12 protein-coding genes and 2 riboswitches are annotated in these 15801 nt (G+C 58.2%); of the genes, 5 read left to right on the forward strand and 7 right to left on the reverse strand.

The window, feature by feature from the left end; genetic code table 11:
• Positions 1 to 105: 105 nt before the first annotated feature.
• Entirely contained in the window at positions 106 to 3567 is a 3462-nt protein-coding gene (gene pyc / locus ACQZ51_RS15760) for a pyruvate carboxylase (protein ID WP_448778577.1), read from the forward strand.
• 87 nt (positions 3568 to 3654) lie between these two features.
• On the opposite strand, the gene ACQZ51_RS15765 is transcribed toward pyc, so the two are convergent.
• The 5 genes from ACQZ51_RS15765 to ACQZ51_RS15785 all read right to left on the reverse strand — a co-directional run bounded on the left by ACQZ51_RS15765 (position 3655) and on the right by ACQZ51_RS15785 (position 8881).
• Complete coding sequence (locus ACQZ51_RS15765; protein WP_448778579.1) at positions 3655 to 4317, reverse strand: OmpA family protein; 663 nt, start codon at positions 4315 to 4317, stop codon at positions 3655 to 3657.
• Between the two features lie 68 nt (positions 4318 to 4385).
• Positions 4386 to 5636 (reverse strand): flavodoxin-dependent (E)-4-hydroxy-3-methylbut-2-enyl-diphosphate synthase, encoded by a 1251-nt coding sequence (gene ispG, locus ACQZ51_RS15770; RefSeq protein ID WP_042615691.1) that lies wholly within the window; start codon positions 5634 to 5636, stop codon positions 4386 to 4388.
• Between the two features lie 143 nt (positions 5637 to 5779).
• A complete protein-coding gene (locus ACQZ51_RS15775) occupies positions 5780 to 6973 on the reverse strand; it encodes an MFS transporter (RefSeq protein WP_448778581.1) in 1194 nt (397 codons plus the stop codon).
• Positions 6970 to 7794 carry a DeoR/GlpR family DNA-binding transcription regulator gene (locus ACQZ51_RS15780; RefSeq protein WP_448778582.1) on the reverse strand — a complete coding sequence of 275 codons (825 nt, stop codon included), beginning with the start codon at positions 7792 to 7794 and terminating at the stop codon, positions 6970 to 6972. Before ACQZ51_RS15780 ends, ACQZ51_RS15775 begins: the two co-directional genes overlap by 4 nt.
• Before the next feature lie 187 nt (positions 7795 to 7981).
• On the reverse strand, positions 7982 to 8881 hold the full coding sequence (locus ACQZ51_RS15785; RefSeq protein WP_448778584.1) for a polyprenyl synthetase family protein: 900 nt from the start codon (positions 8879 to 8881) through the stop codon (positions 7982 to 7984).
• A gap of 171 nt (positions 8882 to 9052) precedes the next feature.
• Here ACQZ51_RS15785 and mtgA point away from each other — a divergent pair, with 171 nt between their 5' ends.
• Positions 9053 to 9799: a monofunctional biosynthetic peptidoglycan transglycosylase gene (gene mtgA, locus ACQZ51_RS15790; RefSeq protein ID WP_448778586.1), complete on the forward strand. Its 747-nt coding sequence runs from the start codon at positions 9053 to 9055 to the stop codon at positions 9797 to 9799.
• A 15-nt stretch (positions 9800 to 9814) separates the two neighbouring features.
• On the opposite strand, the gene ACQZ51_RS15795 is transcribed toward mtgA, so the two are convergent.
• The gene (locus tag ACQZ51_RS15795) at positions 9815 to 10837 is read right to left on the reverse strand and encodes an aldose epimerase family protein (protein ID WP_448778588.1); all 1023 of its coding nucleotides are present in this window, start codon (positions 10835 to 10837) and stop codon (positions 9815 to 9817) included.
• 70 nt (positions 10838 to 10907) lie between these two features.
• Positions 10908 to 11834, reverse strand: coding sequence for a homoserine O-acetyltransferase MetA (gene metA, locus ACQZ51_RS15800; RefSeq protein WP_448778590.1), 927 nt, complete (start codon positions 11832 to 11834; stop codon positions 10908 to 10910).
• Between the two features lie 79 nt (positions 11835 to 11913).
• Positions 11914 to 11990: riboswitch (SAM riboswitch) on the reverse strand.
• An 89-nt stretch (positions 11991 to 12079) separates the two neighbouring features.
• Between metA and ACQZ51_RS15805 the strand changes: the two genes are divergently transcribed.
• The 3 genes from ACQZ51_RS15805 (at position 12080) to thiB (ending at position 15792) form a co-directional block, all read left to right on the forward strand.
• Positions 12080 to 12730, forward strand: a complete 651-nt coding sequence (locus ACQZ51_RS15805; RefSeq protein ID WP_448778592.1) for a thiamine diphosphokinase — start codon at positions 12080 to 12082, stop codon at positions 12728 to 12730.
• Positions 12731 to 12733: 3 nt separating this feature from the next.
• Complete coding sequence (locus ACQZ51_RS15810) at positions 12734 to 14554, forward strand: ABC-F family ATP-binding cassette domain-containing protein (protein ID WP_448778594.1); 1821 nt, start codon at positions 12734 to 12736, stop codon at positions 14552 to 14554.
• 77 nt (positions 14555 to 14631) lie between these two features.
• Positions 14632 to 14740, forward strand: a riboswitch (TPP riboswitch).
• A gap of 38 nt (positions 14741 to 14778) precedes the next feature.
• Positions 14779 to 15792 carry a thiamine ABC transporter substrate binding subunit gene (gene thiB, locus ACQZ51_RS15815; RefSeq protein WP_448778787.1) on the forward strand — a complete coding sequence of 338 codons (1014 nt, stop codon included), beginning with the start codon at positions 14779 to 14781 and terminating at the stop codon, positions 15790 to 15792.
• Positions 15793 to 15801: the final 9 nt, after the last annotated feature.

Here is a 15801-nt window from a genome sequence, read left to right on the forward strand (position 1 = left end):
GTTGAGAACTGACAATGTCAAAATCGGCCTTTCCATCGAACCCGTTTACTGCTTAATTTCGCGGTGCAGCATACACATGCTGCTGTTGAGGTTCGGGAGGCCGTCTTGAAAATATCAAAAATCCTTGTCGCCAATCGCTCAGAGATCGCGATCCGTGTGTTCCGTGCTGCCAATGAACTCGGCATTAAAACGGTTGCCATATGGGCAGAGGAGGACAAGCTTTCCCTGCACCGGTTCAAGGCGGATGAGAGTTATCAGGTCGGCCGCGGTCCACACCTTGCCAAGGATATGGGGCCCATCGAGAGCTATCTTTCGATAGAAGAGGTCATCCGCGTCGCAAAGCTTTCGGGCGCTGACGCGATCCATCCCGGCTATGGCCTGCTTTCCGAAAGCCCGGAATTTGTGGAAGCCTGCAACGAGGCGGGCATCATTTTCATTGGGCCAACCGCAGATACGATGCGCAGGCTTGGCAACAAGGTTGCCGCACGCAATCTGGCGATTTCTGTTGGCGTACCGGTCGTACCGGCCACCGATCCACTGCCTGACGATATGGCAGAGGTTGAGCGCATGGCCGAGGAGATCGGCTATCCCGTCATGCTCAAGGCGTCGTGGGGCGGCGGTGGCCGCGGCATGCGCGCCATTCGAAAAAAGGAAGATCTCGCCCGCGAGGTAACGGAAGCCAAGCGTGAGGCGAAGGCCGCTTTCGGCAAGGACGAAGTCTATCTGGAAAAGCTGGTGGAGCGCGCCCGCCATGTGGAAAGCCAGATATTGGGCGATACCCACGGCAATGTCGTGCATCTGTTTGAGCGTGACTGCTCCATCCAGCGCCGCAACCAAAAAGTGGTCGAGCGTGCACCCGCGCCCTATCTTTCCGAAGAACGCCGCCAGGAACTGGCCAATTATTCACTGAAGATCGCAGGCGCGACCAATTATGTCGGCGCGGGCACAGTCGAATATCTGATGGATGCCGATACCGGCAAATTCTACTTCATCGAAGTCAATCCACGCATTCAGGTCGAGCATACGGTAACCGAAGTCGTAACCGGCATCGATATCGTCAAGGCGCAGATCCATATTCTCGAAGGCGAAACGATTGGCACCCTGCAATCCGGCGTGCCGGCGCAGAAGGATATCCGTCTCAATGGTCATGCGCTTCAGTGCCGCATCACCACAGAAGACCCCGAACACAATTTCATCCCGGATTATGGCCGCATTACTGCCTATCGCTCCGCATCAGGCTTCGGCATTCGGCTTGATGGCGGCACGTCCTATTCCGGCGCCATCATCACGCGCTATTATGATCCGCTTCTGGTCAAGGTGACGGCCTGGGCACCGCAGCCCGAGGAAGCCATTGCGCGCATGGATCGTGCCTTGCGCGAGTTTCGTATTCGCGGTGTGGCGACCAACCTCACATTCCTGGAAGCCATCATCAGCCATCCGAGCTTTGTCGGAAACACCTATACGACGCGCTTTATTGATTCGACGCCTGAGTTGTTCGAGCAGGTCAAACGGCAGGATCGCGCCACCAAGCTTCTGACCTATCTGGCGGATGTCACCGTCAACGGGCACCCGGAAACGAAGGGTCGCGTCAAGCCTGCCGTCAACGCGCCGGTGCCGGTCGTTCCCTATATCGACCAGCCGACGCCTGATGGCACCAAGCAGCTTCTGGACAGGCTGGGGCCGAAAGGCTTTGCCGAGTGGATGCGCAATGAAAAGCGCGTGTTGGTGACAGACACGACGATGCGCGACGGCCACCAATCGCTGCTGGCGACGCGTGTTCGTACCCATGACATCGCCCGCGTTTCCAGCGTATACGCTAAGGCTCTGCCGCAGCTTCTGTCGCTGGAATGCTGGGGCGGTGCGACCTTCGACGTGTCCATGCGCTTCCTGACGGAAGATCCATGGGAACGTCTGGCGCAGGTGCGCGAGGGCGCTCCGAACCTGTTGCTGCAGATGCTTTTGCGCGGCGCCAATGGCGTCGGCTACAAGAATTATCCTGACAATGTCGTCAAATATTTCGTGCGTCAGGCTGCCAAGGGCGGCGTCGATCTGTTCCGCGTGTTCGATTGCCTCAACTGGGTCGAGAATATGCGGGTCTCGATGGATGCGATTGCCGAAGAGAACAAGCTCTGTGAAGCAACGATCTGCTACACGGGCGACCTTCTGAACTCGGCCCGCCCGAAATACGACCTCAAATACTACACCAATCTGGCTGCTGAATTGGAAAAGGCCGGCGCACATATCATCGCCGTCAAGGACATGGCAGGGCTTTTGAAGCCTGCTGCCGCGCGCGTTCTGTTCAAGGCGTTGCGTGAGGCCACCAGCCTGCCCATCCACTTCCACACCCATGATACGTCAGGCATATCTGCGGCGACGGTTCTGGCGGCGGTGGAAGCGGGCGTTGACGCGGTCGATGCGGCCATGGATGCACTTTCTGGCAATACATCGCAGCCATGCCTGGGCTCCATCGTTGAAGCACTCAAGGGAACCGAGCGCGATACCGGGCTCGATACGGAATGGATCCGTCGCATCTCGTTTTATTGGGAAGCGGTACGCGGGCAATATGCAGCCTTTGAAAGCGATCTCAAGGGCCCAGCATCGGAAGTCTATCTGCACGAAATGCCGGGCGGCCAGTTCACCAATTTGAAAGAACAGGCCCGTTCGCTCGGTCTGGAAAGCCGCTGGCACGAGGTCGCTCAGACCTATGCGGACGTCAACCAGATGTTCGGTGATATCGTCAAGGTTACGCCATCCTCCAAGGTTGTCGGCGATATGGCGCTGATGATGGTGAGTCAGGATTTGACGGTGGCCGATGTCGAAAGCCCGGAAAAGGAGGTTTCCTTCCCGGATTCCGTCGTTTCCATGCTGAGGGGTGATCTTGGCCAGTCGCCGGGCGGATGGCCGCAGGCCCTGCAGAAGAAGGCGCTCAAGGGCGAAGAGCCCTATACGGTTCGTCCCGGCTCCCTTCTTGAAGATGCGGATCTGGATGCGGAGCGCAAGGTCATCGAAACCAAGCTTGAGCGTCCGGTGGATGACTTCGAGTTTGCCTCCTACCTGATGTATCCCAAGGTCTTCACGGATTTTGCGCTGGCCTCGGATACGTACGGTCCTGTGTCGGTCTTGCCGACCCATGCTTATTTCTACGGCATGGAAGATGGCGAAGAGCTGTTTGCCGATATTGAGCGCGGCAAAACACTCGTCATCGTCAATCAGGCTTCATCGGGCATTGATGATAAGGGCATGGTCACGGTGTTCTTCGAAATCAACGGCCAGCCGCGCCGCATCAAGGTGCCGGACCGCGCCCATGGCGCCACGGGTTCTGCCGTTCGCCGCAAGTCCGAGCCCGGCAATGCCGCGCATGTCGGCGCACCGATGCCGGGCGTTATCTCCCGCGTCTTTGTCAATCAGGGGCAGGATGTGAAGGCGGGCGACGTGCTGGTGTCTATCGAGGCCATGAAAATGGAAACCGCGCTTCACGCCGAACGGGACGGCAAGGTTGTCGAAGTTCTGGTCAAGCCCGGCGATCAGATTGATGCCAAGGATTTGCTGATCGCTTACGGCGAATAAGCTTGGACGCAGTCAATACAAACAAAAAGCCCACCGGTTGGTGGGCTTTTTGCTGAACAGGTCTATCGGTTAAGACGTGTCGGGAAATCAGTTCTGTGTCAGCGGCGAGATCAGGACTTCGACGCGGCGGTTCTGAGCGCGGCCATCTGCTGAGGCGTTGGAAGCAACCGGCTGCGAGGGGCCAAAGCCCATGGTCGAGATACGGCGCTGATCGACACCGCCACGATCTCCGAGATAGTTGGCGACGGACGCCGCGCGACGTTCGGACAATTGCTGGTTATGCGCCAGGCTGCCGGTCGAATCGGTATGGCCGTTAATGTCGATATAGGTCTTGTTGAACTTGTTCAGAACGATCGCGACCGAGTTGAGCGTTGGGTAGAATGGCGGGATAACCTGATCCTGATCTGTCGCGAAGGTCACGTTGGACGGCATGTTGAGAACGATGCTATCGCCACGACGGGTCACAGATACACCGGTTCCCTGAAGCTGCTGGCGCAGTTCGGATTCCTGATTGTCCATGTAACCGCCGATGGCACCACCGGCCAGAGCGCCAATGCCAGCGCCGATCAAAGCGTTGCGGCCCTTGTTGCCGCCGCCGATGACCAGGCCGCCGACAGCACCGGCCAGAGCGCCGATACCGGCACCACCCGCCATGTTGGAAACCTTCTGCTCACCTGTGTAGGGGTCGGTGGTGGTGCAGGCGGAAAGATAGGTTGCGGCAAGCGCAAGAACGACAAACTTCTTGATCATGAATTCCAGTGCTCCGTGAGTTCACGTAAGGTAAGACAGATGAATTCCGGCATTTTCACGGTCGAAACCTACTCGGCTGCGTCTTTTTGGCCGAAACGTTTTTCGATATAGTCGATGACGAGTGCCTCGAAATCTTTGGCGATATCAGGTCCGCGCAGGGTCAGGGCCTTTTCGCCATCAATGAAGACGGGAGCGGCCGGGTTTTCGCCGGTGCCGGGCAGCGAAATTCCGATATCGGCATGCTTGCTTTCGCCCGGACCGTTGACGATGCAGCCCATGACGGCGACGTTCAGCGCTTCGACGCCCGGATATTTATCACGCCAGACCGGCATGTTCTTGCGCAGATCGTTTTGGATGTTCTGGGCGAGTTCCTGAAACACGGTGGACGTCGTGCGGCCACAGCCCGGACAGGCTGCAACGACCGGAACGAACTGGCGAAAGCCCATGACCTGCAGGATTTCCTGCGCGACCTGCACTTCGCGGGTGCGGTCTCCGTTTGGCTCCGGCGTCAAGGACACGCGGATCGTATCGCCAATGCCGTGTTGCAGCACGTAACCCATGGCGGCGGAGGAGGCGACGATGCCCTTTGAGCCCATGCCCGCTTCGGTGAGGCCCAGATGCAGCGCATGGTTGGAGCGTTCCGACAGCATGGAATAGACGGCGATCAGATCCTGAACCTGGCTGACCTTCGCCGACAAAATGATGCGATTGCGCGGCAGGCCGATTTCTTCGGCAAGCTCTGCGGAAATCAGCGCTGACTGAACAATGGCTTCACGCGTGACCTGACGGGCCGATAGCGGAAAGCCTTCATCCTTGTTCTTGTCCATCAGCGTGGTCAGAAGTTCCTGATCCAGCGATCCCCAGTTCACGCCGATGCGCACTGGCTTGTCATAGCGGATCGCCATTTCGACGATATCGCCGAACTGCTTGTCCTTCTTGTCCTTGAAGCCGACATTGCCCGGATTGATCCGGTATTTCGCCAGCGCTTCGGCGCAAGCCGGGTGATCTGCCAGAAGCTTGTGGCCAATATAATGGAAGTCTCCCACCAGCGGCACATCTAGGCCAAGGCGCAAAAGGCGGTCGCGGATTTTTGGAACGGCGGCGGCACTCTCGTCACGGTCGACGGTGATGCGCACGATTTCGGAACCCGCCCGGTAAAGTGCGGCCACCTGCTGCACGGTGGCGTCGATGTCAGCCGTATCCGTATTGGTCATGGATTGCACGACGACTGGCGCGCCGCCACCCACGATCACGCCACCGACATCGACAGCGACCGAGGACCGGCGCGGCTTGGGATCATAATCGGCGTGTGACGTCATGGTTTTCTCGAGCAATTGTGGTTGGTCTGATCATTCAGGTGTAACACGGCGCGAGCCTTGTCAATATCGAAGCGATCAACTCCTCTTTCACCGCAATCATGGCAAAATTGGAGACCGGCCGTCATGAGGGTGAAAGTGCTGCGTCAGTGGTGGTTGCTTGTACCATCGGCGTGGCGGGCCAAGCGGGAGAGAAGCAGAACCACGACATGCAAAACCGGCAGGCCGAGGAAGACGACCGCCAGTCCCGTATGCTCCGCGATGAAGCCAATGGCTGACGGGGCAACAAGAATGCCGGAATATCCCATGGTCGTGACCACGGACAATGCAATGCCGGGTGCCATTCCCGGCATGTTGCCCGCTGCCGAGAAAGCAATTGGCACCATGTTGGAAATGCCAATGCCGGCAATGGCAAAGCCTGCAATCGCCATGAAGGCATTGGGTGCGAAACCGGCAATCAGCAGACCCACAATCGATATGGCAGAGCAGAATTGCAGGGTGCGGACGGCGCCGAATCGGTCTCGTACCAGATCACCCGCAAAGCGCATGACTGCCATCGTCATTGAGAAGGCCGCAAAGCCGAAGCCCGACAATGTCACGGATGCGCTGAGTTCGTTGCGCAGGTAAAGCGCGCCCCAGTCCAGAATCGCACCTTCCGGGATCATCGAAAACAGTGCCATGATGCCGATGATCCAGGGGAGTGGAGTCAGCGGTAGGCCACCCTTTGGCCGTTCTTCTTCCGGATGCGGACGATCCACCAGAACCCGTGGCCATGCAACGGCAAGCATGATGGCAGCAATGATCGTCAGCGCGACGGCGTGGCCGTAAATGCCGGTCATGTTGATCAGCAGGCCGCCGAGACCTGCACCGAGCAGACCGCCAAGGCTCCAGAAGGCATGGCAGGATGACATGATGGCGCGGCGCATGCTGCGCTCCACCACAACGGCATTGGCATTCATGGCAACATCCATTGCTCCCGTCAGCCCGCCGAACAGAAAGACGGCGATGACACCAGCCCACAATGCGTTCGCCATTGTGATCAAAAGCAGCGTCGGCACCATGACGAGAGCCACGGCAAGCGTCACGGTTCGCGAACCAAGACGGCCGATCTGGGAGCCTGCGATGGGCATGAAAGACAGGGAGCCGAGGCCGTAGACAAGGATAACGAGGCCCAGCTCGCTTTCGCTGAGCGAAAAGCGTGTGGCAAATTCCGGTATCATCGGTGCCCATGACCCCATCATGAAGCCGTTCATCAGAAACAGCAGGGAAACGCCAAGGCGTGTCCTCGTCATATATGGCGTGCGGGATGTGGGGGATGGATGCGTGGTAGAGCCGGTCATCGGGACTGGTCCTTTGGTGTTTGGGTAAATGAAGATACTGGGGAAGACGCGCTGGCCTGGACAGTTTCGACGCCGGTTTTCCTGAGCGTTTCGACCGTTGCGGCGTCAGCATCCGCCTCAAGCACAAGCGTCAGCTTGGATGTCAGCGGGTGCACATGGAATGCCGTGGGGGCTTCGATCTTTTCAGAGGTGATGGCGCAGAGAATTCTCGTGCTGGCCTGACAGGCAAGTCGCTTGAAGACCGCATCCTCGTAAATTTGGCCAGACAGTCCTTGGATGAGCGATAGGCCGCAGACGCCGACGATACACAGGTCTGGCCTGATGTCTTCCAGCTGCTTGATAGCCGTTGTGTCAATGGCAGCGCCGACAGCCGGATCAACCCTGCCGCCAATGAGAATGAGCTCGACCCCGTTGCGGCCCGTGAGTTCGGCCGCAATGTCAGGCGTGTTGGTGATGATGGTCAATCGCGCATCCGCACTCAGATGCTGCGCAATCGCCAGATTGGTTGAGCCAGCGTCGAGAAAGACAGTCATGCCATCCTGCAACAGCGCAGCCGCAGCCTGTCCCATGGCAGCCTTGCGTTCCGTCATCAGGGTCATGCGCGTTTTCAGTGGTATCGTGGTGCCTGATATCAGCAGCGCACCGCCATAAACCCGCTCACATTCGCCCCGCGCCGACATTTCGCGCAAATCGCGCCGGACAGTGTCCTCGGATACCGCAAATTTCTGCGCCAGTTCCTGCGCGGACACCCGGCCATGGCGCAGCAATTCTGCGTGAATGAGAGCCTGACGTTCGCCAACAAAGTGATCTGGTCTAGACATGGGAGGGCAAATCGGATGAATCGTGCATAAACACGCATAACCCGGCATCGGCGATTTCTCAAGCAAAATGATGACGCGCGTCTTCCCATCGCGCTCAGGCGATGAGTGGGCGTGTTGAAGATGGTCGGAAAACCGGCCAGGATTGTATGGGATGTTATGGAGCAGGTGGGCTGAGCGCCCGCTGGTTTCAGCTCTTTCGTTCGGCCACGAACTTTGCTGTTTCGATCAGTGTCTCACCCGCTTCGCCATAGGGTGCGAGCAGTTCGGCAGCTTCTTCCACCAGTTCCCGCAGCCTCGTTGTGGCCCATTCGGCACCGTGCAGGGCAACCAGTGTGCCCTTGCCGCGTGCTGCGTCCTTGCCGGTTGCCTTGCCCATGGTCACGGCATTGGAGGTCAGGTCAAGAAGATCGTCTGCCAGCTGAAAAGCGAGGCCGATTTTTTCGCCGTAGTGGCGCAGTCTTTCGCGCTCGGCGGCGTCACTGCCGGCGATGATGGCGCCAGCTTCGCAGGCAAAGCGGATCAGCGCGCCGGTTTTCATCGTCTGCAATGTCACGATGCCCGCTTCATCCGGCGGATGCGTCTCTGCATAGAGATCGAGCGCCTGTCCGCCTGCCATGCCGCCAATGCCGGCCGCTCTTGCCAGGGCCAGAACGAGCTGGGCCTTGCGGTCATCCGGTAGTTCCGTCTCGGGTGCGGCGATAATGTCGAAGGCCAGCGTCAACAGGCTGTCGCCAGCCAGGATCGCGGTTGCTTCATCGAACTTCTTGTGAACGGTCGGCTGACCCCGTCGCAGGTCATCATCATCCATGGCGGGCAGGTCGTCATGCACCAGCGAGTAACAATGCAGGCATTCCAACGCGGCACCCACGCGCAATGCGACGTGCATGTTTCCGCCGAGAAGCCGGGCTGTCTCGATGACCAGAAAGGGTCGCAGCCGCTTTCCGCCGTTCAACACGCCGTGCCGCATCGCGTCCAGAAGGTTTGCCGGTCGCGTCGTCTCGCCGGTGCGGCTGTCGCCTGACAGCAGTTCGCCCAGCAGGGTTTCGGTTCGTGCCGCATTGTCGCGCAGGCGTGTCTCGAATGTCATTTTGGCCGTTTCCTCAACATATCGGCTGTTTGGCATGGGGGAAAAAGGCTGGCAATCATTTTTGTGGGGCACCGGGGAACTTCGTTATCGTGACTCGCCTTGATGGTGTATGCGGAATATGAAAGGCTCCAAGCGGCAGCCAAATGGGGGACGCCAAGTGGGGGCAGGTATTTGAGTAGCACGCCGGATATCGAGACGGACGATGAAACGCTTGATGAAAGCGGGAGTAAACCGAAGGTGGATATTCGAAACCTGGTGAGACGCGTCCTTCTTGTTATCCTCGCCTTGCTTGTTTTGCCCTATCTTCTCATTCCGCTTTATGCGCTGCCGTTTGTGCGTCCCGTTTCCACACTCATGCTGGCTGAACTGGTCACGTTTCAGGGCTATGATCGCCGCTGGGTGCCGCTGGAGAATATATCGCCACGCCTTGTGCAATCCGTGATGATGTCTGAAGACGGGCAGTTCTGTTCCCATGGCGGTGTGGACTGGAATCAGATGCAGACGGTGGTGAGCAGCGCGCTGGAGGGCGAATCCACGCGCGGTGCCAGCACGATACCCATGCAGACCGCAAAGAACCTGTTTCTCTGGAATGGGCGCTCGTTTCTGCGCAAAGGGCTGGAATTGCCTCTGGCCGTTGCGTCAGACTTCATCTGGTCAAAAAGGCGGATGATGGAAATTTATCTCAATGTCGCGGAATGGGGGCCGGGCATTTACGGCATCGAGGCGGCTTCCCAGCACCACTTCAAGGTCTCAGCTTCGAAACTGAGTGCGAGACAGGCAGCGCTTCTTGCTGTCTCGCTGCCCAATCCGATTGATCGCGTTGCGAGCAAGCCCGGACGGGGCATGCAGAGGCTGGCCGGGCTGATCGAAAGGCGCGCCCGTGGTTCAGGCGCTTATGTCGGCTGCGTGCTGGACTGAACCGAACTCGGCCGTTCAGCCTTTCTTGAAAATATAGTCGGTTTCCTGCAGCAGCGTCTCGCCGGGGCGCAGAATGCCGTTTGGAAAACCGTCATGGTTGACGGCATCCGGCCATATCTGGGTTTCCAGGCAAAAGCCGGCGAAGGGGCCGTAGTGACGACCATCCAGCCCCGGCACAGCCGCATTCAGCTTGAAACCCGAATAGAGTTGTACGCCGGGCTCCGTCGTTGCCACGTCCAGCGTGATATTGGAGGCTGGCGCGTAAACGCGCGCGACATGCCGCTTGGCGACACGTTCCGGCGAGAGGCAGAAATTGTGGTCGTAAAGAACCTGCTCGCCATCCTTCATATGCTTCATGGGCAAGGATGAGCGAAGGTCGAATTCGGTGCCATCAACGGCGCGGATTTCGCCCGTCGGTATCTGGCGCTCATCCGTCGGCAAATAGTGGTCGGCGGCGATCTCTATTTCATGCCCCAATGCGGTTTCTGCGCCATCCAGATTGAAATAGGTGTGCTGGCATACATTGGCGATGGTCGGGTGGTCGGTCGTTGTTTCGTAGACAACCGATAGCACGCCGCCCTCGCGGATCGTGTAGGTAGCGCGCACCGTGCAATTGCCTGGATAGCCGGCGCGGCCATCGGGATCGACAATCTGCAGTACGACATGGTTTTGCCCATGCTCCATGATCATCCAGTTGCGCTTGCCGATATTGTCGCTGCCGCCGTGGAGGTGGATCACGCCCTTTTCGTTGAGTTCCAGCTGATACGCGGTGCCATCAATCGTGAATTTGCCGTCGCCGATACGGTTGGCGTTGCGGCCCGGTGTTGCACCAAAATAGGAAGAGTATTTCGGGTAGTCATCGAAATTGTCGAAACCCAGCACCAGTGCGGGCTGGTGCCCATCGAGACGCAGGTCCTGAATGACCGCGCCCCAGGTCATCACCTTCGCCGTCAGGCCGCCAGCGGAAATCGTGACACGCTCGACCTTCTCACCCTTGGCGGTGAATCCAAAATCTTCCCGTGCGCCAGCTTCGCTCATCGTGTCACTCTCCCAATCAATCAACAGGGCCGGACGTTGCTTTATTTTCAACGCCCGCGCAATTGCAGAATTATGGTTTGTCACTACCGATATCTGCCAGATCATATGGCGTCGTCTGGTAGATTTCGTTGATCCAGTTGCCGAAGAACAGATGGGCATGGCTGCGCCAGCGGTTGAGCGGGGTCAGATCCGGGTCGTTATGCGGGAAGTAATTATGCGGCACCTTGATGGGTACGCCCGCATTCACATCACGGAAATACTCTTCCGAGAGTGATGTGGAATCATATTCCACATGGTTGAACATATAGAGGCGCTTGCCCTTGCGCTCATGCACAAGGCACACGCCCATTTCCTCTGACTCCATCAGGATTTCCAGATCGGGATGCTTTTCGATGTCCGCACGGCGAACCTCAGTCCACCGGGAGACGGGCACCTGAAAATCATCGGAAAAGCCGCTGAGATAGATGGATGAAGGGCACAGGTTGCGGTGGCGGAACACCCCGAAAGCCTTTTCCTTCAGCTCATGCTTGGGAATGCCGTGGAAATGATAGATTGCCGCCATAGCGCCCCAGCACACGTTGAGCGTGGAGTGAACATTTGTATGCGTCCAATCCAGGATTTGACGCATCTCGTTCCAGTAGGTCACGTCCTCGTAGTTCAGCGTTTCCACTGGCGCGCCGGTGATGATGAAGCCGTCGAACTTGCGGTGACGGACCTCCTCCCACGTTTCGTAAAAGGACAGGAGATGTTCTTCCGGTGTGTTCTTGGCACGGTGGCCGCCGATGCGCACGAGCGACAGCTGCACTTGAAGTGGGGATGCACCCACAAGCCGCGCCATCTGTATCTCGGTCTTGATCTTGTTCGGCATGAGATTGAGAAGGCCGATCTGAAGCGGGCGGATATCCTGACGGATCGCCGCCGTTTCCGTCATCACCCTCACACCCTCTTGCACGAGGGTTTCGAAGGCGGGCAGCGTATCGGGTATCTTGATCGGCATCTCGAACTCTCACTTTCCTGGCAGCACAGGCCTAGAAAACAAAAAAACCGGCAACGAAATCGCAGCCGGTCCTCGGAAATTGCCTATTTCCTCGACCATTTAGCAACTTCTTTAAAGTGGCCGCAAGCCGGTCGGCAAATCACCACTGGCAGGTGTCATAATCCTGTCTGGCCTAAAAATCAATATCGCCGTCCTGTCCGCGTTTGTGCCTTTCCTTATAGGCCCGTTCCGGGCTATGGCAGGGCATGAGTTCGACACCTTTCACCATTTTGCTTGGCGGAAACATCACCGTCACGGATCGCTTGCAAAAGGCGGTGGCCGGTGCGCGTGCGATTGCGGCAGATAGCGGCATGCGTCATGCCGCCCCGCTGGGGCTGACGCCGGAGCTGTGGGTCGGTGACTTCGATTCGTCCGATGCCGATCTCATGTACCAATGGCAAAATGTCCCGCAACAGCCCTTTCCGGCGGCAAAGGGCGTGACGGATGGCGAGATTGCGGTTTCTGAGGCGCTGTCTCGGGGTGCAAACCGGCTGATTCTGGTCGGTGCTCTGGCTGGCGAAAGATCCGATCATGCGCTGTTTCACCTGCTTTATGCCGTGTCACTGGCCGAGCGCGGTATTGACGTCATCCTGACATCGGGGACGGAGGAAGCTTATCCCCTGCTGGCGGGTGACCTCTCCATCGATCTGCCTGCCGGTTCCCTGTTCTCCATCGCCGGTTTTACCGCGCTGGAGGGGCTGGATATCGACAATGCGCGCTATCCTCTTGAAGACTTTGCGCTTGCCTTCGGCTCGTCGCGCACTATTTCCAATGTGGCGGAGGGCGCTTTGCGCCTTCGCCTTGAAAGCGGCAAAGCCATCGTGCTTGCCCGTCCCTATGATTTGACCGGAGCCTGAACCGTGGCACCCCCTATTTTGAAACTCGATGATATCAAGCTGACCTTTGGCGTTAATCCGCTGCTGGATGGTGCAAACCTGCAAGTTGAGCCGGGAGATCGCATCTGCCTCGTCGGCCGCAACGGCTCTGGCAAATCCACGCTGATGAAAATTGCAGGCGGTCTGGTCGAGGCGCAGTCCGGTGAGGTGTTCCGGCATCCGTCCGCCACCATCCGCTATCTGGAACAGGCACCGGATTTTGAAGGTTTTGAGACGGTGCAGGCCTATGCCGAAGCGGGATTGGGGCCGGGTGATGATGCCTACCGCGTCACTTATCTGCTTGAACATCTGGGGCTGACGGGTCTTGAACATCCATCCAGCCTGTCCGGCGGCGAAGCCCGACGCGCAGCACTTGTGCGCGTCATGGCGCCTGAGCCTGACATTCTGATGCTCGATGAGCCGACCAACCATCTCGACCTGCCAACAATCGAATGGCTGGAAGGCGAGTTGCAGCAGACGCGCAGCGCGCTCGTTCTGATTTCCCATGACCGCCGTTTTCTCGAAAAGGTCTCCACAGCCACCGTCTGGCTGGATCGCGGCCAGTCGCGCCGTCTCAGCCGGGGCTTCGGCCATTTCGAAGAATGGCGCGACAAGGTGCTGGAAGAAGAAGAGCTGGAACAGCATAAGCTTGGCAAAGCCATCGAGCGCGAAGAGCACTGGATGCGCTATGGCGTAACCGCCCGGCGCAAGCGCAATATGCGCCGCGTGGGCGAGTTGCGCGATATGCGCGCCTCCTATCGCGGTCACAACGGCCCGCAGGGTACTGTGCAGGCAACTGCCGCTGAAGGGCGCGAGTCTGGCAAGCTGGTGGTCGAGGCCGATGCGATTACGAAATCCTATGGCGATCGCACCATCGTTGCACCGTTTTCCCTGCGCGTGCATCGCGGCGATTGCATCGGCTTCGTCGGACCCAACGGCGCGGGCAAGACGACGCTTCTGAAGATGTTGACGGGTCAGCTTGAGCCGGATAGCGGCACCGTCAAGCTCGGCACCAAGCTGGAGATTGCCACGCTCGACCAGAAGCGTGAGGATCTCAACCTTGAGGATACGCTCGCTCACTATCTGACTGATGGGCGGGGCGAGAACCTGCTGGTCAATGGTGAGGTGAAGCACGTCACCGGCTATATGAAGGATTTTCTATTCCAGCCTGAACAGGCCCGCACGCCCATTCGCAGGCTTTCCGGCGGCGAGCGCGCGCGTTTGATGCTGGCGCGCATTCTGGCAAAGCCGACAAACCTTCTGATCCTCGATGAGCCGACCAACGATCTCGATATCGAGACGCTCGATCTGCTGCAGGAAATCGTTGCCGGTTTTTCCGGCACCGTCATCCTCGTCAGCCATGACCGCGACTTTCTCGATCGCACCGTCACATCGACGATTGCGCCTGCCAATCCCGAAGCGCCGGATGGCCGTTGGATTGAATATGCCGGTGGCTACTCGGATATGATGGCGCAGCGCAAGGGCGCGTCTGACGAGAAGAAGAAGGCGGAGAAGCAGGAAAAGAGCAAAGCATCCGCCTCATCATCCGGTGACACCGGCAAGGCGAAAGTGAAACTCTCCTTCAAGCAGAAGTTCGCGCTGGAAAATCTGCCCAAGGAAATGGAAAAGGCGCAGGCCGAAATAGCCAAGCGCGAAGAGCGCATGGCCGATCCGCAGCTGTTTGCCAAGAACCCCACAGCCTTCAACACGCTGGCCGACGAAATGTCGAAGCTTCGCGAAAAGCTGGAGGCCATGGAAGAAGAATGGCTGGAGCTTGAGATGCTGCGCGAGGAAATGGAAGGCTAACGGACGCGAGCCGCACCCCCGGCGCGGGTGTCTCGTCTGCATCTTGCCAATACCGCGGCAACCAATTACAGCTTTGCCTAGATCTAACGGGGTGCTTTGTCTGATAGGGCAGGGCTGAGAGGCATTTGCCAACCCGAAGAACCTGATCCGGTTAACACCGGCGGAGGGATTAGACGGCTTCCATCCAGACGCCACTTTCCCGTTCGTCCATTCGAGGAGGTTGTCTGATGCGTCGTCTGTTCATTTATAGTCTTGTTGCCGCGTCTTTCGCATTGCCCGGTTTCGCCCATGCGCAAGACAAGAAGGTGCTGACGGTCTACACCTATGAGAGCTTTGTTTCCGAGTGGGGCCCCGGCCCCAAGGTCAAAGCGTCCTTCGAAGAAACCTGCAATTGCACAGTCAACTTCGTCGGCGTGGCCGATGGCGTGGCTTTGCTCAACCGTCTGAAGCTGGAAGGTGCAGGCTCCAGCGCAGATGTGGTGTTGGGTCTGGATACCAACCTCGTGACGGAGGCCCGCCAGACGGGATTGTTCGAGGTATCAGGCATCGATACGTCTGAGGCAAAGGTGCCGGGTGGGTTCAAGGACGACGTTTTCGTGCCCTATGATTACGGTCATTTCGCTGTCGTCTACGACACGCAGACACTGAAGAACCCACCGAAGAGCCTGAAGGAACTGGTCGAGGGCGATCCCTCGCAGAAGATCGCGATACAGGACCCGCGCACATCCACTCCGGGTCTCGGGCTGCTTTTGTGGGTCAAGTCGGTTTATGGAGACAAGGCGCCGGAGGCTTGGGCCAAGCTCAAGAACCGTGTGCTGACGGTGACGCCGGGCTGGTCTGAATCCTATGGCCTGTTTACCAAGGGAGAGGTGCCGATGGTTCTTTCCTACACCACGTCTCCCGCCTATCACATGGTCTTGGAAAAGACGGATCGCTATCAGGCTGCAAGCTTCGAAGAGGGTCACTATATCCAGATCGAAGTGGCTGGCATGTTGAAGAACGCGCCGGAAAAGGCGCTGGCAAAGCAGTTTCTCGCTTTCATGCTGAAGCCGGGCTTTCAGGACGCCATTCCGGAAAACAACTGGATGATGCCGGTTGCGGCCACATCGGCCCCCTTGCCGGAGGCATTTTCGAAGCTCGTGCAGCCTTCCAAAACGTTTTTGATGTCACCGGAAGAGGTTGCCAAAAACCGCAAGGGCTGGATCGATGAATGGCTGGCTGCGATGAGCGTCAAGTAAGACGGGCCG

This window comes from Agrobacterium sp. CG674, assembly GCF_053521645.1.